15 protein-coding genes are annotated in these 19,373 nt (G+C 64.5%); 11 read left to right on the top strand and 4 right to left on the bottom strand.

Features of this window, described 5'->3' with window-relative positions:
- Positions 1–23: 23 nt before the first annotated feature.
- The gene (locus KHP16_RS07150; RefSeq protein WP_211959832.1) at positions 24–1,112 is read right to left on the bottom strand and encodes an ABC transporter ATP-binding protein; all 1,089 of its coding nucleotides are present in this window, start codon (positions 1,110–1,112) and stop codon (positions 24–26) included.
- 295 nt (positions 1,113–1,407) lie between these two features.
- On the opposite strand from KHP16_RS07150, the gene KHP16_RS07145 reads away from it, so the two are divergent.
- On the top strand, positions 1,408–2,064 hold the full coding sequence (locus tag KHP16_RS07145; RefSeq protein ID WP_211960010.1) for a ProQ/FinO family protein: 657 nt from the start codon (positions 1,408–1,410) through the stop codon (positions 2,062–2,064).
- A 621-nt stretch (positions 2,065–2,685) separates the two neighbouring features.
- Positions 2,686–3,732, top strand: a complete 1,047-nt coding sequence (xopAK, locus tag KHP16_RS07140; RefSeq protein WP_211959831.1) for a XopAK family type III secretion system effector — start codon at positions 2,686–2,688, stop codon at positions 3,730–3,732.
- Between the two features lie 9 nt (positions 3,733–3,741).
- Here xopAK and KHP16_RS07135 read toward each other — a convergent pair whose 3' ends face one another.
- Together KHP16_RS07135 and KHP16_RS07130 are read right to left on the bottom strand one after the other, a co-directional pair.
- Complete coding sequence (locus KHP16_RS07135) at positions 3,742–4,269, bottom strand: DUF3455 domain-containing protein (RefSeq protein WP_244835670.1); 528 nt, start codon at positions 4,267–4,269, stop codon at positions 3,742–3,744.
- A gap of 67 nt (positions 4,270–4,336) precedes the next feature.
- Complete coding sequence (locus KHP16_RS07130; RefSeq protein ID WP_109581114.1) at positions 4,337–5,296, bottom strand: LysR substrate-binding domain-containing protein; 960 nt, start codon at positions 5,294–5,296, stop codon at positions 4,337–4,339.
- A gap of 224 nt (positions 5,297–5,520) precedes the next feature.
- Between KHP16_RS07130 and KHP16_RS07125 the strand changes: the two genes are divergently transcribed.
- The 8 genes from KHP16_RS07125 to KHP16_RS07090 all read left to right on the top strand — a co-directional run bounded on the left by KHP16_RS07125 (position 5,521) and on the right by KHP16_RS07090 (position 16,083).
- A complete protein-coding gene (locus tag KHP16_RS07125; RefSeq protein ID WP_211959830.1) occupies positions 5,521–7,263 on the top strand; it encodes an IlvD/Edd family dehydratase in 1,743 nt (580 codons plus the stop codon).
- A 69-nt stretch (positions 7,264–7,332) separates the two neighbouring features.
- Positions 7,333–8,661 (top strand): MFS transporter, encoded by a 1,329-nt coding sequence (locus KHP16_RS07120; protein WP_280528128.1) that lies wholly within the window; start codon positions 7,333–7,335, stop codon positions 8,659–8,661.
- On the top strand, positions 8,658–9,578 hold the full coding sequence (locus KHP16_RS07115; protein WP_211959829.1) for a dihydrodipicolinate synthase family protein: 921 nt from the start codon (positions 8,658–8,660) through the stop codon (positions 9,576–9,578). The genes KHP16_RS07120 and KHP16_RS07115 overlap by 4 nt, the downstream gene beginning before the upstream one ends.
- A gap of 131 nt (positions 9,579–9,709) precedes the next feature.
- A complete protein-coding gene (locus KHP16_RS07110) occupies positions 9,710–10,672 on the top strand; it encodes a tripartite tricarboxylate transporter substrate binding protein (RefSeq protein ID WP_109581118.1) in 963 nt (320 codons plus the stop codon).
- 40 nt (positions 10,673–10,712) lie between these two features.
- Positions 10,713–12,131 (top strand): 3-isopropylmalate dehydratase large subunit, encoded by a 1,419-nt coding sequence (gene leuC / locus KHP16_RS07105; RefSeq protein WP_211959828.1) that lies wholly within the window; start codon positions 10,713–10,715, stop codon positions 12,129–12,131.
- Positions 12,124–12,807: a 3-isopropylmalate dehydratase small subunit gene (leuD, locus tag KHP16_RS07100; protein WP_211959827.1), complete on the top strand. Its 684-nt coding sequence runs from the start codon at positions 12,124–12,126 to the stop codon at positions 12,805–12,807. Before leuC ends, leuD begins: the two co-directional genes overlap by 8 nt.
- 343 nt (positions 12,808–13,150) lie before the next feature.
- Positions 13,151–15,373 carry a TonB-dependent receptor gene (locus KHP16_RS07095; RefSeq protein WP_115952872.1) on the top strand — a complete coding sequence of 741 codons (2,223 nt, stop codon included), beginning with the start codon at positions 13,151–13,153 and terminating at the stop codon, positions 15,371–15,373.
- 23 nt (positions 15,374–15,396) lie between these two features.
- A complete protein-coding gene (locus KHP16_RS07090; RefSeq protein ID WP_109581122.1) occupies positions 15,397–16,083 on the top strand; it encodes a Fe2+-dependent dioxygenase in 687 nt (228 codons plus the stop codon).
- A gap of 9 nt (positions 16,084–16,092) precedes the next feature.
- Here KHP16_RS07090 and dapA read toward each other — a convergent pair whose 3' ends face one another.
- Positions 16,093–17,097 carry a 4-hydroxy-tetrahydrodipicolinate synthase gene (gene dapA, locus KHP16_RS07085; RefSeq protein ID WP_211959826.1) on the bottom strand — a complete coding sequence of 335 codons (1,005 nt, stop codon included), beginning with the start codon at positions 17,095–17,097 and terminating at the stop codon, positions 16,093–16,095.
- A 388-nt stretch (positions 17,098–17,485) separates the two neighbouring features.
- Between dapA and KHP16_RS07080 the strand changes: the two genes are divergently transcribed.
- Positions 17,486–19,312, top strand: a complete 1,827-nt coding sequence (locus KHP16_RS07080) for a RecQ family ATP-dependent DNA helicase (RefSeq protein WP_211959825.1) — start codon at positions 17,486–17,488, stop codon at positions 19,310–19,312.
- Positions 19,313–19,373 lie beyond the last annotated feature (61 nt).

Here is a 19,373-nt window from a genome sequence, read left to right as displayed (position 1 = left end):
TTCGCGAGTGCTACAGCATGGAATCATTGCCGGGGCAGCGCCTGTCCCGTTTCCGCATCGAACAGATGCGTGTGCTTGTGGTCGGGAACCAGATGCAGCGCCTGTCCCGGTGCAAAGTCATGTCGCTCGCGAAACATCGCGATGAGCTCGGTGTCCCCAAAGCGCGAATACACCTCGGTATTGGCGCCGGTGGGCTCCACCACCGCGACGCTGGTCGGAATGCCTTCGCCCGGCGCGCCAAAGCTCAGATGCTCGGGTCGAACGCCGTAGATCACGCGCTGGTCGTCGGCGCCGGCACCTGTCGCGAGCCGCGCGGGGGATGGCATCTGCGTGCCGTCGGCGAATTCCACTTTCACCGTGCCGTTCTGACGGCGTAATACGGCGGGAATGAAGTTCATCGCCGGCGAGCCGATAAATCCCGCGACGAACAGATTGTCGGGATGGTCATAGATGGCCAGTGGCCGCCCGCGCTGTTCCACACGGCCTTCCCGCATCACCACGATCTGGTCCGCGAGGGTCATCGCTTCAATCTGGTCGTGCGTGACATAGACCGATGTGGTGCGCAGCCGCTGATGCAATTCCTTGATCTCGGCGCGCATCTGCACGCGCAGCTTGGCATCGAGGTTGGAGAGCGGCTCGTCGAACAGGAATACCTGCGGGTCTCGCACGATCGCGCGTCCCATCGCCACGCGCTGGCGCTGGCCGCCGGAGAGCTGGCGCGGATAGCGGTCAAGCAACTGGCCAAGTCCGAGAATGCCGGAGGCCTTGTCCACCTTTGTCTTGATCGCATCCCTCGACATGCCGGCCAGCTTCAGCGAAAACGCCATGTTGTCGTAGACGGACATATGCGGGTAGAGCGCATAGTTCTGGAACACCATGGCGATGTCGCGCTCTTTTGGCGGGAGGCGATTGACCACGCGGTTGCCAATGGCGACCTCCCCGACGGTGATTTCCTCGAGTCCCGCAAGCATGCGGAGCAGCGTGGACTTGCCGCACCCGGATGGGCCGACCAGCACCGTGAACTGTCCATCCGGAATATCGATGCTTACCCCGCGGATGACCGGCGTGCCGCCAAAGTGCTTCTCCACCTCGCGAATCTGTACCGATGCCATGCGTCCCGTCTCCTGGCCGAGTCCAAAGGCAGTCTAGGTCACGGACCTGTGCAGTTGAATGGGTATTACGAATAATCAGTAGTAACCCCAAGTCATCTGGTTATCCACCGGGCAGCTCTGCCATTTGCCGACGGCTTTGCCACGCTAATGTCAGATCGTGGCATCGCGCTCTCTCCGTACGCTGTGCCGGACCGCGATGTCGTCGCCTCCGCAGGGCTATGTTGCGACACTTCATCGATACCGACACGCCAGCCTGTTATAGTCCCGCGATACACGTATGAATTTTTTGAACGCGATGGGCTTCGAACAACTGGCAGCACTCAAGGCAAAACTGACCGAGCAGGCAAAAGAGCAGGCGAAAAACGAGGCGCGGGCGAAGGGTCCGCGTCCGGCGCGTCAGCCGCATCCCGCAAAGGGCTCCGCAAAGGGCGCCGGGCAGAATCCGGCGAAGGGCGCGGAGGGTGGCCGGGGTGCGAAACCTTCGGGCGCGCCGCGCCATGCCGCGAAACCGGCTACGCCGGTGGATCCGGTCGTACGCACGTTCGGCAAGCTGCAGAAGCGCTTTCCGCTGGCGTTCCCCAAGAATCCCGCGCCCAAGGTGCCGCTCAAGGTCGGCATTTTCGAGGACGTGCTCGCCCATGCCACGGAGCTCGGGCTCACCGAGGCCGAGTTGCGTGATGCAATTCGGACGTGGTGCCGTGGTGCGCGCTATTGGGCTTGCCTGACGGAAGGTGCGCCGCGGCTGGATCTGGCCGGGCAGCCGGCGGGCGCGGTGACGGAAGCCGATGCGCGTCGCGGCAAGCAGCTGCTGGCGGGCGGGCGCCGGAAGCAGGCGTCGGAGAAGGCATCACAGAAGGCGAAGGCACAGGCGGAAGGTGCTGCCGCCGAGCAGGCCCCTTCGGCTAGCACACCCGAGGCGCCGGCACGACCCGAGGGTGCCGCGGACGCCTGAAGCGGTTCCTTCCGAGCTTTGCCGTGGAAAAGCACGGGCGCGCTGCAAACGACCTGTGGGAACGATGAATCCGTAGCTTCGCTTCGTTTTTGGCGCCCTTCGCGGCGGTGACGGCCGCTGTCTCCTTGTTGATGGGTCCGAATATATCGGATCGATCAACATGGATGACCCTAGGCAATGGTATTTTCTCCAAAGATTTCAGGCGGCAACTCGATCGGCTCGCTCGATTTCACGACATCTCCTGCCAGGACATCGAGCCCAAGAGGCTCTGCCCGCATGCCGAGAGACGTCCCCCCGGGGCTGGACAGGCGCATGCCGAGGTCCAATGAGGGCGTGGATTCCATCAGCAACCCGCCAGTTACGGATCGTCGCCGCAACGGCTTGGCCAGGGCTCTCTCCGATGAGCACGCGCAAGTTCGCGGCGGTATGAACCGTTGGGGAGGGGGCGATCCGAGGTATCCGCAAGGCCACGAGCAAGACCACGAGCAAGGCCACGGTCGGGCCGGCTTTCACTATTACGGCCCGACGCAGACGCCCGGTGCCGGGCCGTCTTCCGCCCCCGCGAATCATGCTCCCCTTGCGCACGGAGGCCATTTCTATCCCCCGCACTTGCGGCAGGCCATGCCAGCGCTGCAGACGCAACCGGCGACACCAATCAGTCCTTGGCACATTGGGGCCACGCAAATCGCCAGTCATGTGCCACCGCTCGCGCAACAGATCGACGGTCTGACCCGCGGACCGCTGAACGCAGCGCTGAATCCGGGCAATCGTCCAGTCAGCGCGGTATCGGAGCGGCAGTCCGCCGATGGCGTTGTACAGAGATCCTTCTCTATTCAGATGTATCCCGGCACCGTGCCGCTCCGCGTCACCGCAACGGTCCGCCACGGTGTGCTGCAGCAAATCGACCTGAACCCGCCGAGAAGAACGATTCGATTCGAGGCGTCGCCGCCTGTCGTATTGCATGCGCCCGGCAACCCGATGGCGTCCGGCAGCGGCCATCCCGGCCATGCCGTGATACCTGGCGGGGCGCAGGTGATGCCATACGATTCTCGCCGCACACTGATGCCAATGAGCGAACGACATCGAGCGTTGGAGGAACGCGATGTCGCCCCTTATATGCAGTTGCGAAAGGATTACCCCGAGTACTTTCGAGGAGGCGACATCCATCGCCTCCAGGAAACCAATGCCTTCGCCTTCCGGGACGTCGTTGACGTGGGGATGGACGATTGTCAGGTCATCACGGGAGGCAACGGCTTACATATCGGGACCGACGGACTGGGGCCATGCATTGCGATCTGCGCGCGCGGGGTGACGGGCTCCGGCGAGACGGTACTTGGCGTATATCACTACTCCGGGGCCGGAGCCACGCCGGCAGAGGCGATGCATGAAATCGATACACAAATGCGTGAGAACGGGGCGCATGACATTGGCTACATGTTCGTCGGAGGCATGATCATGCCGATTGACAGCGACTCGGGGAGCTACGAAAACGAGTTGGGATTACTGGCGCTGGGGGACCAGTACCGCATCGAAGGTGCGCGGCTGCACCTTTGTCATGGCGACCATGACGCCGACGGCATGACGAACTCTACGGCGGTTGTACTCACACCCGACGGGGTGTTTTTCCGTTCGAATGCAATGTATCCGTATGCGCCCCAACCCGAGTAGGACGCGTCGCTATTTCAGAAAAACGTAATCCGCGCGATACGGGACACGGCTTTCCTGGCCTTCCTGCGAGCAAGCCTGTGCCGGTGCCAGCCCGCCGGAAGTGTTCAGGCGTTGCACGTATCGCGTCTTCGACAGCAGGCCCGGTCCGCCAGCATTCGTGGCCTGCAATAGCAGCAGTGGGATGCTATCCGGCTGGCTGGCGTTCGGCGCCTGTCGCAACACCTTTCCGGTCACCTTGCTGCCATCGGGTGCTTCCCAGCTGGGTCCGGCGTAATGCTTGACGGTGACGCGTCCGCCGTCGTCTTGCAGCGTGGCCTCCGGCGCTACGAATGTCCACGCCAGCCGGCCATCGGCGGCGCGTTTGCATTGGTAGATCTGCACGCCCGATGCGTGCATGACCGCGACGGTGCCCTGCGCGTCGGCGGGCTGCAGGTCGGGAGGCGCCGAGACCTTCTGCGACGCGCAGGCGGCGAGGGCGGCCACCGTGCAGAGCGTCATGAGCTTTGCCTTGCAAAAACGCCGGGAAATTTTATTCATCGTTCGCTCCTTGGCTTGTTTCGCGTATATCGCTCGAGCGAGCATAAGCCATCGCCTTAGGAAGCGTTCAACTCCTCTCGTCCCACCTCACCCCATACACCTCCCACACCGCCCCGCGCAGCGCCTCCACCATCCGCTCCGCCGCGGGCGACAGCAGTCTGTCTGTCCGGGTAATCAAACCGAAGTCGTCCATGTGGCATGGCACCTCGAGGGGCAATATCTCCAGCATCCCATGCCGCGCATAGTATTCGGCGACGTCTGCCGCCAGCACCGCAAGCATGTCGCTGAGTTCCAGCATGCGCGTCACGAAGAGGAGGGCGGAGGTTTCCACGATGTCGCGTGGCGGGACCAGACTCGCGCGGCGGAACATGACGTCGAAGCGGTGTCGCAGCACTGTACCGTCGGGCGGGACGACCCAGCAGGCGTTGGCCACGGTCTCCAGGGTCAGCGCGCCGGCGCTCAGCAGTGGATGGCCGGCTCTTGCGACAACGCACACCGGTTCGTCGGACATCGGACGGTAGCGGAGCGGTAGCTTGTCGTGTTCCGCCGATAAGCGGCCGATGACCACATCCAGCTTCTCTTGCGCGAGTCTCTCCAGCAGGACGTTGCTGTTCTCGATCTCCAGCGTCACGCGCACGCCCGGGTTGTCGCGTTTGAGGGCGGCGATGGCGGGCGGCAGCAGTTTTACCGCGGGCGAGGTGATCACGCCTACCGCGACGTGGCCGCGTTGGCCCGCCTTCAGACCCATGACTTCTTCCTGCGCCTGATCGAGGCTGCCGACGACCGCGCGGGCATGTCGGATCATGGCTTCGCCATAGAGCGTGGGGCGCATGCCTCTGGGCAATCGCTCGAAAAGCGGAACGTCGAGCATGGTTTCCAGTTCGCGCAACAGCTTCGATGCCGCCGGCTGTGTCATGTTGAGCGCTTCCGCCGCGCGATGGATGTTGCCTTCCTCGTCCAGCGCGACCAGCAGCATCAACTGGCGGGTCTTCAGGCGGGCGCGGACGTACCACGGGGACGTGCTCATGGTCTCAATGAATGAGGGTTTCTACTGATATCCGAATGGATATCGCAACCGCGTGATTCTTCATTAGAAGGATATTCGTCGCGTTTGTACACTCCCGCCAGAGAAAAGAAAAGCGAAAAAGCGCGCACCCTCGGTGCAGTGCCTACGGAGACAATCCCGCCCCCTGGCCGCGCGCTGTTCCTTTGCTTTCCCCCGCCATTCCCCAAAAGACGTCAGGAATATCCATGCCGGATTCGAAGAAAAAGCTCCGTTCCACCGAATGGTTCGGCACTGCCGACAAGAACGGCTTCATGTACCGCAGCTGGATGAAAAACCAGGGCATTCCCAATCACGAATTCGATGGACGACCGATCGTCGGCATCTGCAATACGTGGTCGGAGCTCACGCCCTGCAATGCGCATTTCCGCAAGATCGCGGAGCACGTCAAGCGCGGGATCTATGAAGCCGGCGGCTTCCCCGTCGAGTTTCCGGTGTTCTCGAATGGCGAGTCGAATCTGCGTCCGAGCGCGATGCTCACGCGCAATCTCGCGGCGATGGATGTGGAAGAAGCCATCCGCGGCAATCCGATCGATGCCGTCGTGCTGCTCGCCGGCTGCGACAAGACCACGCCCGCGCTGCTCATGGGCGCGGCCAGCTGCGATGTGCCCGCCATCGTCGTCAGCGGCGGCCCGATGCTCAACGGCAAGCTCGATGGCAAGGACATCGGCTCCGGTACCGCGGTATGGCAGTTGCATGAATCGCTGAAGGCCGGAGAGATCGACCTTCATCATTTCCTGTCGGCGGAGGCAGGCATGTCGCGCTCGGCGGGCACCTGCAACACGATGGGCACGGCCTCGACGATGGCCTGCATGGCCGAGGCGCTCGGTACCACGCTGCCGCACAACGCCGCCATTCCGGCCGTGGATGCGCGACGCTACGTGCTCGCGCATATGTCCGGCATCCGCATTGTCGACATGGCGAAGGAGGGCCTCACGCTGTCGAAGATTCTCACGCGCGAGGCCTTCGAGAATGCGATCCGCACCAATGCGGCGATCGGCGGCTCCACCAATGCGGTGATTCACCTCAAGGCCATCGCGGGCCGCATTGGCGTGCCGCTCGAGCTCGAGGATTGGACGCGCATTGGCCGCGATACGCCAACCATCGTCGACCTCATGCCGTCGGGGCGTTTCCTGATGGAGGAGTTTTACTACGCGGGCGGACTGCCGGCGGTGCTGCGCCGGCTCGGTGAAGCCGGATTGCTGCCGCACCCGGATGCGTTGACGGTCAACGGGCAGTCGCTTTGGGACAACGTGAAGGCCGCGCCGAACTTCAATGACGAGGTCATCCGCACGCTGGACAACCCCTTGATGCAGGACGGCGGCATTCGCGTCCTGCGGGGCAACCTGGCGCCGCGCGGCGCGGTGCTCAAGCCCTCGGCTGCCACGCCTTCCCTGCTCAAGCATCGCGGCCGGGCGGTGGTGTTTGAAAACCTCGAACATTACAAGGCGCGCATCGTCGATGAATCGCTCGATGTCGACGCGGACTCGATTCTCGTCATGAAGAACTGCGGCCCGAAAGGCTATCCGGGCATGGCGGAGGTCGGCAACATGGGCCTGCCGCCGAAGCTGCTGCGGCAGGGCGTCAAGGACATGGTGCGGATCTCCGATGCGCGCATGAGCGGCACGGCCTATGGCACCGTCGTGCTGCATGTCGCGCCGGAAGCCGCGGCCGGTGGGCCATTGGCGGCCGTGCGCGATGGCGATTGGATCGAACTCGATTGCGAGGCGGGCCGCCTGCATCTCGATGTGTCGCAGGAACAGCTCGCGGAACGCATGGAAGGCTTCAGGCCGCCCGAGCCGGATACGCGTGCCGGCAAGGGCGGGTATCAGCGGCTGTATGTCGAGCATGTGCTGCAGGCCGATGAGGGGTGCGATCTGGACTTTCTGGTGGGATGCCGGGGCGCCGATGTTCCGCGACATTCGCATTGAGACAATACCGACTGCAATAACAAAGACAACGAGGAGGAGACACCCGTGAATAGTCAAACCAACGCCGGCCTGGAGCGTCCTGTACCGCTACCACTTCCGGACGAGGGCGCCGTCAACAGGCCCGATGAGGAGTCCCGCATCGTCGGCATGCTGACCCGCAAGCTGATCCCGTTCCTGGCGCTGATCTACGTGGTTGCGTATATCGACCGCTCGGTGGTCGGCTTCGCCAAGCTGCACATGAATGCGGCCATCGGCATCAGCGACGCGGCATACGGACTCGGCGCGGGGCTGTTCTTCATTGGCTACTTCCTCTGCGAAGTCCCCAGCAACCTCGCCCTCGAACGCTTCGGCGCGCGGCGCTGGTTCGCGCGCATCCTGTTCACGTGGGGCGTCATCACCATGGCGATGGCGCTGATCCACAACGCCACCACGTTCTATCTCCTGCGCTTTCTGCTCGGCGCGGCGGAGGCGGGCCTCTATCCCGGCATCCTCTACTTCCTGACCAAGTGGTTTCCGATGCGCCATCGCGCGCGCATCATTGGCTTGCTCGTGCTGGCGCAGCCCATCGCGCTGATCGTCACCGGACCCATCGCAGGCTGGATCCTGTCGATGCCCGGCGCGTTCGGCCTCTCGAACTGGCAGACGCTGTTCATCGTAAGCGGCCTGCCCGCGGTGCTGCTGTGCCTGCCCACGCTGCGGCTGGTACCCGAGTCGCCGGCCGATGCGAAGTGGCTGTCAGCCGGCGACCGCGCGTGGATCGAACGCGAACTGTCCACGGACCGCAAGACGTTCGCGCTCAAGGCGCATGGCAACCCGCTCGCCGCCCTCAAGGACAAGCGCGTGCTGCTGCTGTCGCTGCTGTTCCTGCCGTTTCCACTGAGCATTTATGGGCTGTCGCTGTGGCTGCCGACGATCATCAAGCAGTTCGGCGTGAGCGACGCCACCACTGGCCTGCTGTCCGCGGTACCGTATCTGTTCGCGGTGGCGGGGCTGTATCTGGTACCGCGGCATTCGGACCGCAAGGGCGAGCGGTATTGGCATATCGTCGTGGTGTCCGCCGCCGCCGCAGTGACGATGGCCGCGAGCGCATGGGTGCAGACGCCCGCGCTGCAGTTCCTGTTCATCTGCCTGACAGCGTTCTCGATCTACTCGATCCAGGCCGTCGTGTGGGCGCTGCCGGGGCAGTTCCTGACGGGCGCCAGTGCGGCGGTAGGGATTGCCACGATCAATTCGCTCGCCAATCTCGGCGGCTATCTGGGTCCTTTCGGCATCGGTGTGATCAAGGATGCGACCGGCAGCATTGCCGCTGGCCTGTACTTTCTGGCGGCGATGCTCGTGTTTGCCGTCGTCATGACGTTCGTCGTGCGGTCGGCGCTGGATAACAAGGAGAGTCAATGACGAACACCCCACGATACCGGGGCATTTTCCCGGTCGTGCCCACGACCTTCACGGAATCGGGCGAACTCGACCTCGCCAGCCAGAAGCGCGCGGTCGACTTCATGATCGACGCGGGCTCCGACGGCCTCTGCATCCTCGCGAATTTCTCCGAGCAGTTCGCGCTGTCGGACGACGAGCGCGACGTGCTCACGCGTACCGTGCTCGAGCACGTGAATGGCCGGGTGCCCGTGATCGTGACCACCACGCACTACAGCACGCAGATCTGCATCGCACGCAGCCGGCAGGCGCAGGCCTTCGGCGCGGCGATGGTGATGGTCATGCCGCCGTACCACGGCGCGACCTTCCGCGTGCCGGAGCCGCGCATCTACGAGTTCTTCGCCAAGCTGTCGGACGCGATCGATATCCCGATCATGATCCAGGACGCTCCCGCGAGCGGCACCGTGCTGTCCGCGCCGTTCCTTGCCCGGATGGCGAACGAGATCGAGCAGGTGTCGTACTTCAAGATCGAAACGCCTGGCGCCGCCAACAAGCTTCGGGAACTGATCGCGCTGGGCGGGGGCGCGGTGGAGGGGCCATGGGACGGCGAGGAAGCCATCACGCTGCTCGCGGATCTCGAGGCCGGCGCCACGGGCGCGATGACGGGCGGCGGCTTTCCCGACGGGATTCGGCCGATCATCGAGGCGCATCGGGAGGGGAACGGCGATCTGGCGTTCGAGCGGTATCAGCGATGGCTGCCGCTCATCAATCACGAGAACCGGCAGGGCGGCATTCTGACGGCAAAGGCCTTGATGAAGGCCGGGGGCGTGATTGCCTCGGACGCGCCGCGGCATCCAATGCCGACGATGCCGGCGGCTACCCGCGCCGAGCTGCTCCAGATCGCAAAGCGGCTCGATCCGCTGGTCTTGCGATGGGCGTAGCGCCCGGGCGCCGCCGTTGCCAATTCATGAATTCGGGGCACGAATGAATTGATTCCGGGCGCATTGCGGCGCCGAATTCAAGTGCTAGCATCTCCTTCATAACAAGGCCGTACCACAGAAGGAGACATGTCATGAAGCTAGCCCGTCTTACCGCCGCGTGCCTCGCATGCGCCGCCATGATCGGAAGCGCCGCGGCGCAATCGTTCCCGCAGCGCCCGATCCGGCTGATCGTGCCGTACGCACCCGGCGGCAGCGCCGATATCGCGGCGCGACTCGTCACCGATGCATGGTCGAAAAACCTCGGCGGCACCATCGTGGTCGATAACCGCGCGGGCGCCGGCGGCAATATCGGCGTGGACGCGGTGGCCAAGTCGCCCGCCGATGGCTACACCATCGGCCTCCAGACCGTCTCGCTGGCCATCAATCCGGGGCTGTTCCCGAAGATGCCATACGACACGCTCAAGGATCTGGCGCCCATCGGCATGGTCGCGGGTTCCCAGCACGTCCTCGTCATCAACAACAAGGTCCCGGCCAAAAACCTGCAGGAGCTGATCGCGCTCGCCAGGGCCAGGCCCGACAAGATGACCTATGGCTCGGCCGGTAACGGCAGCACGTTCCACATGTCGGCGGAGCTGTTCAAGTCCGTCGCCAACGTCTCCATCGTGCACGTGCCATACCGCGGCGGCGGCCCGGCGCTGGTCGACACCATCGCGGGGCAGGTGGACATGAGCTTCCCCGTCATCTCCGCGGCACAACAGCACGTGCTGGCCGGCAAGCTCACCGCGCTGGCCGTCACGGGCTCGAAGCGCTCGCCGCTGCTGCCGAATGTACCCACTGCCGCCGAAGCCGGCTTGCCGGGCTACAACTTCGAGACATGGTTCATGGTCTTCGCGCCGGCCGGCACGCCGAAGGCCGTCATCGACAAGCTGAACGCGAGCCTCAATGCAACGCTCACAGGCGATGCGAAGGAACGCATGGTCAAGGAAGGCTTCGACCCGATGCCCACCACCCCGGAAGCCGCCCGCGCGCGTCTGGAGAGGGAGTTGCCGATGTGGGCGCAACTCATCAGGCAGCGCGGCATCACCGCTGAGTAGTTTTCACCGCCGAGTCATCTTGCGAACCCAGGTAGTCCTTATGTCCCCCCGCACCCTTTACAACAAGCTCGTCGACTCCCACACCGTCACGCGGATCGATGACGACAACGTCCTGCTGTTCTGCGACTTGCACCTCATGAACGAGTACACGAGTCCGCAGGCGTTCGCCGGATTGCACGAACAGGGCAGGGAAGTGCTCGTTCCCGGCCAGAATGTCTCCGTCGTCAGTCACATCATCCCCACGCATCCGACGAAGATCCGCGTGATCGCCGACCCCGCGTCGTCTTTGCAGGCCACGAACCTGCGAGCAAACTGCGAGCGGCACGGCATTCCGCTGTTCGATACCAACGACACGCTGCAGGGCATCGAGCACGTCGTGGCGCCCGAGCACGGGATGATCCGTCCGGGCATGGTGGTGATCTGCGGGGACAGCCATACGACGACCTACGGCGCGCTAGGTGCGCTGGGCTTCGGCATCGGCACATCGGAAGTCGAACACGTGCTCGCGACGCAGACGCTGGTCTATCGGATGGCGAAGACCATGCGCATTCGCGTGGACGGCACGCTGCCGGCCGGTACCACGGCCAAGGACCTGATCCTGATGATCATCGGCCGGATCGGCGCGCAGGGCGCGCGCGGCTATGTGGTCGAGTACTGCGGCTCGGCGATCCGCGCGTTAAGCGTCGAGGCGCGCTTCACGCTCTGCAATATGACCGTCGAAGCGGCGGCGCGCGGTGCGCTGATCGCGCCCGACGCTGTGTCCACTGACTACGTGCTGCGCCGCGCGCCGGACATGGACGACGCGCAGCGCACCGCCGCGCTGGCGTACTGGGAGCTGCTGAAGAGCGATGCCGACGCGGCGTTCGATCTCGACTTCGTGTTCGATGCCAGCGACGTGGAGCCGCACGTGACGTGGGGCACCAGCCCGGATCAGGTGGTGCCGGTGTCCGGACGGATTCCCTTCGCGGAGGATCAGATGGACGAAGCCGACCAGCGCTCCGTCGAGCGCGCGTTGTCGTACACGCACCTGCAGCCGGGCACCGCGCTCGAGGGCACGCCGATCCAGCATGTCTTCATCGGGTCGTGCACCAACGGCCGGATCGAGGATCTGCGGGCAGTGGCGGGCATCGTCCGCGGCAAGCGCGTGGCGCCAGGCGTGCGGGCGATGGTCGTGCCGGGGTCGGGCGCCGTCAAGGCGCAGGCCGAGCGGGAAGGCATCGCGGAGATTCTCACTGCGGCGGGATTCGAGTGGCGCCAGCCCGGCTGCTCGATGTGCCTGGCCATGAATGACGACGTGCTCGCCGATGGCGTGCGGTGTGCGTCCACGACGAACCGGAATTTCGAAGGACGGCAGGGGCGGGGCGCCATTACCCATCTGATGAGCCCCGCGATGGCCGCCGCCGCCGCCATCACCGGCGCCATCACCGACGTCCGCAAGCTGGAGAATGCCCATGTCTGACCACGTCACCCAAGTCGTCAACGCCGGCAACGCGGCCAACGCCACGCACATCGCCGGCAAGGCCGCCGCCATCCGGTTCGAGAACCTCGATACCGATCAGATCATCCCGAAGCAATTCCTGCGCGGCATCGACAAGGCGGGGCTCGACAAGGGCATCCTCTACGATCATCGCTTCGATGCCGATGGCAACCTCCGCCCGGACTTCGTGCTGAATCGTCCGGAATACGCGGGGACACGCATCCTCGTCAGCGGCGCGAACTTCGGTTGCGGCTCCAGCCGCGAGCATGCGGTCTGGGGGCTGCAGCAGTTTGGCATCCGCGCCGTGCTGGCGCCGAGCTATGGCGAGATTTTCTACTCCAACGCGATGAACAACCGGCTGCTGCTCGTCATGCTGCCGCGCGAGGTCATCGAGTCGCTGATGGACGCCGTCGATACGGACAGCGGGAACGAGATCTCGATCGATATCGATACCATGCGGGTGACAACGCCCGTCGGCGAGTTCGGTTTCCAACTCTCCGAACGGCATCGTCAGATGTTCCGCGAGGGGCTCGACATGATCGGTCTGTCGCTCAAGCACAAGTCGGACATCGAACGGTTTGCCGACCGGTATTGGGCCGACTTTCCCTGGACGCGGAACATCGCCCGGCGTACGCGCGACCGCCTCGGCGCAACCTGAACTCGTGCATAGGGATGAGGCGAAAATAAGTTTCGCTCGAATGTCTGTTTTCGGCCCGGTAGATGACGGGTACATGGCGGGTACATGGCGGGCGGCGTGTCGGGTGCCCGCACCGCGCACGACACCGCTTTCGCCCGCTCTCGACAATTTGACGCGGCTTGTACTGCACGTAGCGGGCGAACAAGGCGCTGCCCCACGCAGTCTTTGTACTGTCATTGAGACAATCAAGGCCCAGAATTCATGTCTGTGTCGCGGCTGCAACGCAAATTGAAATAAGAATCGTACGCATTTATATTCCGTGGCGCCCATCCTGGGCCCTTACTCGCCACCTGCCTACGATCTCATGATTCGCCGCACGCCCGTTGCGACCGCGCTGCTCGCCTTGTTTGCCGCGCCCACCGCCTTTGCCCAGCAGGCACCGACGCCGCCGGCCGCCGACCCCAACGTGCCGACGCTCAAGGCCGTGACCGTGCAGGGCGCCGCTTCGCGCGACGACTTCAATACCGGTACGACTTCGCTCTCGAAGCTGCCTGCCGATCTGCGAGACGTGCCGCAATCGGTGACGGTGGTCAACAAGGCTTTGATGGAATCGCAGGGCGTGAGTTCGCTGGCCGATGCCCTGCGCAACGTGCCGGGCATCACGATCGGCGGTGCCGAAGGCGGTCAGATCGGCAACAACATCAACCTGAACGGCTTTTCCGCGCGTACGGACATCTACCTCGATGGCTTCCGCGATCGCGGCCAGTATTACCGCGACACCTTCGCGCTGGATCAGGTGGAAGTGCTGATGGGGCCGTCGTCGATGCTGTTCGGGCGAGGTTCCACCGGCGGCGTGATCAACCAGGTCACCAAGAAACCGAAGCTGCAGGCCGCGACGGAAGTGACTGGCTCCGTCACCACGAATGGCCTCGTGCGTGCCACCGCTGACGTGAACACCCCGACTGGCGATACGTCGGCGTTCCGCATCTCCGCGATGGCCCAGGACGGCAAGCCGAGCACGCGCGACGAGATGACCGTGCAGGACTTCGGCATCGCCCCGTCGTGGCGTTATGGCATCGGTACCTCCACGGAAATCACGCTGTCCGCGCTGCTCCAGCACAACGAGGACATGCCCGACTACGGCCTGCCCGCGATCAATGGCCATCCGGTCAACGTCGACCGCAACACGTACTACGGCTTCAACAACGACCGCACGCGACAGAACATCGTGTCGCTCAACGGCGGCATCGATCACAAGTTCTCGCCAAACCTGCGGCTGCGCAACTACACGGCGTTCAACTACGTCGAGACCGATGCACGGGAAACCGCGCCGAACGCGGTCGGCACCCTCAACGGGGCAGGCGCCTTCACCGCGCTGACCACGACCAATCTGCCGCTGTCGCAGCTATATGTGCGGCAGCAGAGCCACGATCGCAACATCCGCGACTACTCGATCTACAACCAGACCGAGCTGACCGCGAAGTTCGATACCGGCCCGGTCAAGCACACGCTGCTGACGGGCCTGGAACTCGGCCACGACGGGTACAACAATCAGAACTACTATCGCAACGGCAGTTGCGGGACCACGCCGCTGAATCCGGCGACGGGCACGTCGGGCTTCGTCGCCTGCACGCCGGTGATCAATCCGACGTACTCGGATTCGCCGGGCAGCGTGCCGACGAGCACGGGGAACCTGCAGGGTGGATCGGCGAACACGGTAGCCGTGTACGCGAACGACTCCATCGAGTTCAGCAAGCAATGGAAAGCCGTCGCGGGCGTGCGTTACGACAAGTACATCGCCAGCATCAGCAACTCGATCAACTCGGGCAATACCGCGGGCAACACCGCGCTGCCCAACGCCAATCAGGACATCCACTTCACCAGCGTGCGGCTTGGTGGCATCTGGCAACCGACGGAGCAGCAGTCGTACTACGTGTCGTATGGCACGTCGTTCAATCCTTCGCTGGAACAGCTCGTGGGCACCGTGGGGCAGCAGTCGCTCGACCCCGAGAAGAACAAGGCGTACGAAGCGGGCGGCAAGTGGGACCTGATGAACGGCAACCTGTCGCTGACGTCGGCATTCTTCCGCATTACCAAGGACAACGCCCGTAGCCAGATCGACAGCACCACGTATGCCTTGACCGGCAAGATCCAGGTCGACGGTTTCCGCGCGGGCGTGACGGGGCGCATCACGCCGAAGTGGCAGGTCTTCGCGGGCTATACGTACCTCGATGCCGAGATCAAGGACGGTATCGCGGCCAACACGCAGGGCAAGGTGCCGACGAATACGCCGAAGCACACCGCCACGGCATGGACGAGCTATTCCGTGCTGCCGAACTGGGAAGTCGGCGGCGGGGCGTTCTACATGTCGCAGCGCTACGCGAACAACACCAACACCGTGCAGGTGGGCGGCTTCGTGCGCTGGGATGGCATGATTGCGTTCCACCAGCCGAAGTACGATGTCCGGCTGAATCTCTTCAACATCTTCGACAAGAAGTATTACGATGCGCTGATCCAGTCGGACGGCGGCCGGTCGGTGCCGGGCACGGGCCGCACCGCCATGCTGTCCTTCACGTATCGCATGTAGGCAGGAATCGCCAGGAACCACCCATGCTCGTCTGCGTCCCGAAAGTTCTCAATCCTGAACAGCTGGCCGTTCTGGTCCGGCAACTCGAACATGCGGGCGATGCGTGGGTGGATGGCCGGGTCACGGCCGGGTATTCCGGGGCGCCGGTCAAGTTCAACCAGCAGATCGACGAGCGTTCCGAGGTGGCGGCGCAGTGCCAGAGCCTGATCCTGTCCGCGCTCGAACGCAACCCGCTGTTCATCAGCGCGGCGCTGCCGAACATCGTGTATCCGCCGATGTTCAACCGCTACAGCGAGGGCATGACCTTCGGCGCGCACGTTGACGGCAGCGTTCGCATCCATCCCCACAACGGCCGCAAGCTGCGGACCGACATCTCGGCCACGTTGTTCCTTTCCGATCCCGAGAGCTACGACGGCGGCGAGCTTCAGGTCGAAGACACCTACGGCGTCCACGCAGTCAAGCTGGCCGCGGGGGATATGGTCGTCTACCCCGCCACCAGCCTCCACCAGGTCACGCCCATCACGCGCGGCACGCGCCTCGCCAGCTTCTTCTGGATCCAGAGCCTCATCCGCGACGACACGCAGCGCGCGCTGCTGTTCGACATGGACAACGCCATCCAGACCCTCAACCAGACCAACGCCGACGAACGCGCACGCCGCTCGCTGGTGGGTTGCTATCACAACCTGTTACGGCAGTGGAGCGAGACCTGATTTGCCGCGTTACCCGACGGCCTTCGCGGTCGGCGGTTGATGGCGCTCGCCGGGACGGGCGTACTGGATCGGCATCGCCCGCGCCGGTCTCAGCGGCTGCAGCACGTCCAGTGCGCGGCTCGCCATGGCCAGTTGCTCGGCTAGCGCGGCCGAGGCGGTTGTCATGGGCGATCGCAACGCGTTGCGCAGCCATCCGTGTTCGCTCAGCAGGGCCTTCAGCGGGCCGGGGTTCGGCTCTGCAAACAGCAGCCGGATGATCGGCATCAGCGTGTGAAAGAGGTGCCGTGCGACGTCCAGTTGCTGGTCGGCGACCGCGCGCCACAGCGCGGCGAACAGGTCGGGCCGGATGTGCGCCGAGGCGATGATCGCGCCGTGGCCGCCCATGCAGAGCGTGGAGAGCAGTTGGTGGTCTTCTCCCGCGAGCACGGCGAGGCGGCCGTCGGCGATGAGGGCCTGCGTGGTGTCGGCGTTGCCGCCGCAATCCTTGATCGCGCGGATGTTTTCGTGGCCCGCGAGCGAGAGGAGCGTGTCGGCGGTGAGCGTCGCCCCTGTGCGATACGGGATGTCGTACAGCACGAGCGGCGCGCGCGAGCGGTCGGCCAGGGATCGGAAGTAATCCTTCAATCCGTCCTGCGAGGGCCTGATGTAATACGGCGCGGGCGCGAGGATGCCCGCGAGGGGCCGCGTGTTGAGCTTGTCCAGACGGGTCAGCACATGCCTGAGATTGTTGCCGGCGAGGCCCATGATGACGGGCAGGTCACCGGCTTCGGCCAGCACGGTGTCCAGCACCGCGAGCTGCTCGGCCTGGTCGAGGGCGGCCGCTTCGCCCGTGCTGCCGCAGACGACGAGCCCCGCCAGTCCGCTCTCGCGGTAATGCGCGACCAGTCCCCGCAGGGCGACGTGATCCACGTCACCATGACCTGCGACGCCGCAGCCATTGGCGTCGCTGAAAGGCGTGACGAGCGGCAGCCAGATACCGCGGTAAAGAGATTCAACGGATGGCACTTCCTGCATTGCTTGCTCCAGATCGACCGATTCGGAAACCGCGAGACAAGCGGCGGAGCAGGGGGCGCTAGAAGGGGGAAGCCAGGAGGTACGCCAAAGGGCAATGGGCAAGGGGCGACCGTTTTCCGCGCTGATACTGTTCCGTCGCTCAACTGACGGAACAGCACGCTCCGGTCAGGTGAGCGACTGTTTTTTGGCTTTGGCGCGCGCGTCCCGCTGCGGCTGTTGCGCAGCAACTTCAGGGCGAGGAGTGTAAAGACGGCGGCTCATGATGGTCGCAATGTAGCGGCTTCCGGCGCGGGTCGTCAAGCCCGAGGCGGGCGTGCGGGCGATGGATGCCGCTGGCATAGCGATTGCAGGAAGGTGGCATTGCCCATCGGCTCAGCACGTTCCCCATATGGTCTCAGACGCCTCTCAGCATGCCTCGTCGCACGCCTCGTTACTGCACGCCAATCTTTCGCTCACGCCCGCCGCACGCAGGGTGCTACGCGAAACATTCGGCGTGCGCGGGCTGCGGCCCGGGCAGGGCGAGGTGCTCGCCGCCGTGCTCGAGGGGCGGGATACGATCGCCGTCATGCCGACCGGCAGCGGCAAGTCACTGTGCTATCAGTTGCCGGCGTTGCTCGGCGATGGACTCACGGTCGTAGTGTCTCCGCTGATCGCGCTGATGCAGGATCAGGCCGACAAGCTCGAGGCGCTCGGCTTTCCGCCTGCCGTCGTCAACAGCGTCGTGGGCCAGGACGAACTGGCGGGACTCGATGCCGCAGCCAGCCGGATTCTGCTGACCACGCCCGAGCAACTGGAGAAGGCCGAGGTGCGCGACGCGATTCGCCGTTGCGGCGTCTCCCTGTTCGTCGTGGATGAAGCCCATTGCATCTCACAGTGGGGACATGACTTTCGCCCTGCCTATCTCGGGCTGCATGACGCGACGAAGGCGCTCGGGCGTCCCCCGATGCTGGCCCTGACGGCGACCGCGACGGATCAGGTCGTCGAGGATATCGCCGAGCAGTTGCGCCTGCGCAAGCCGAAGGTCGTGCGGACCGCGTTGTATCGGCCGAATCTCGCCTATGCAGTGGAGCACGTTGCCGATGAGGCGGCACGCATGGCGGCGGTTCGCGCGCGGGTGGTCGATAGCCATGAACCGGGCATCGTGTATGCCGCCACGGTTGCGATGGCCGAGTCCATTCATGCGATGCTGGTGGAGGCGGACGGCTCCGTGGCCCTCTATCACGGGCGACGCACGGCAGCGCAGCGTACCGCCGCGCAGGAGGCGTTCATGACGGGCCAGGCGCGCGTGATGGTCGCCACCAATGCGTTCGGCATGGGTATCGACAAATCCGATGTCCGCTTCATCGTCCACGCGCAGTTTCCCGCGACGCTCGATGCGTATTACCAGGAGTCGGGCCGCGCGGGCCGTGACGGGAAGACGGCGCGATGCACGCTGCTGTTCCATGAGGGCGACAAGCGGATCCATCGGTTCTTCATGGCCAACCGCTATCCGTCTGCTGCGGACTTACGGCGGATTGCGGTGGCGATCCGAAAACAGCCCGCCACGACGGCTGAAGTCGGCATCGCGTTGCCGGACATCAGCACCACACGCCTGCAGGTGGGCCTGCGCATGCTCGGCGAATTTGGCGCGGCAAAGCGCGATCGGGGCGGCCGTTTCCGGCTGATGGAGGACGGCGACGCGGCGATCGAGCGCGTCTCGGAGCAATATGAGCGACGAAGCCGTGACGATCACGATGCCTTGCGCGCGATGATCGATTATGCGCGGAGCGGGCGATGCCGGTGGGCGATGCTGCTGGACTACTACGGCGAGGCGGCGTTCTCTGGCGAGTGCGGGATGTGCGATTCGTGCCGGCGAATGGCGGAACTAGCGGAGCTCACGGAGTTGGCCGAACTGGCGGGTGAGGGAGGAAGCGAGCGGCAGGAGGGTGAGGAGGCCGAGAAAGGCCGGACGATGGGGAAGGGCCAGGGGATTGGAAAAGGTCAAGAGCGGCCTGCCCATGCGGATCGCAAGGATGTCGTGACGTTTGTCGTCGGCGACGACGCCCGGGCGCCACGATTTGGGCGTGGCGAAGTGGTGGCCGTGTCCGACCTGTCGGTGGACCTCCGCTTTGCCGATGGCAGCGTCAGGCGCTTTCTGCCCGAGTACCTCAAGCCCGCGCGGCCCCGAAAATTACAACGTCTTGCCGCGCAAACTGCAACGGCGCCGGCCGCATAGACGCGCCGCCGTCGCGATGACAACGATTACTGCGCCGCACGCGTGCTGGCATGCGCGATGC

This window comes from Cupriavidus plantarum, assembly GCF_905397285.1.
Taxonomy (GTDB): domain Bacteria; phylum Pseudomonadota; class Gammaproteobacteria; order Burkholderiales; family Burkholderiaceae; genus Cupriavidus; species Cupriavidus plantarum.
The sequence above is the reverse complement of the archived record's forward strand: the minus strand, read 5'-3'. Positions and strand labels throughout refer to the sequence as shown.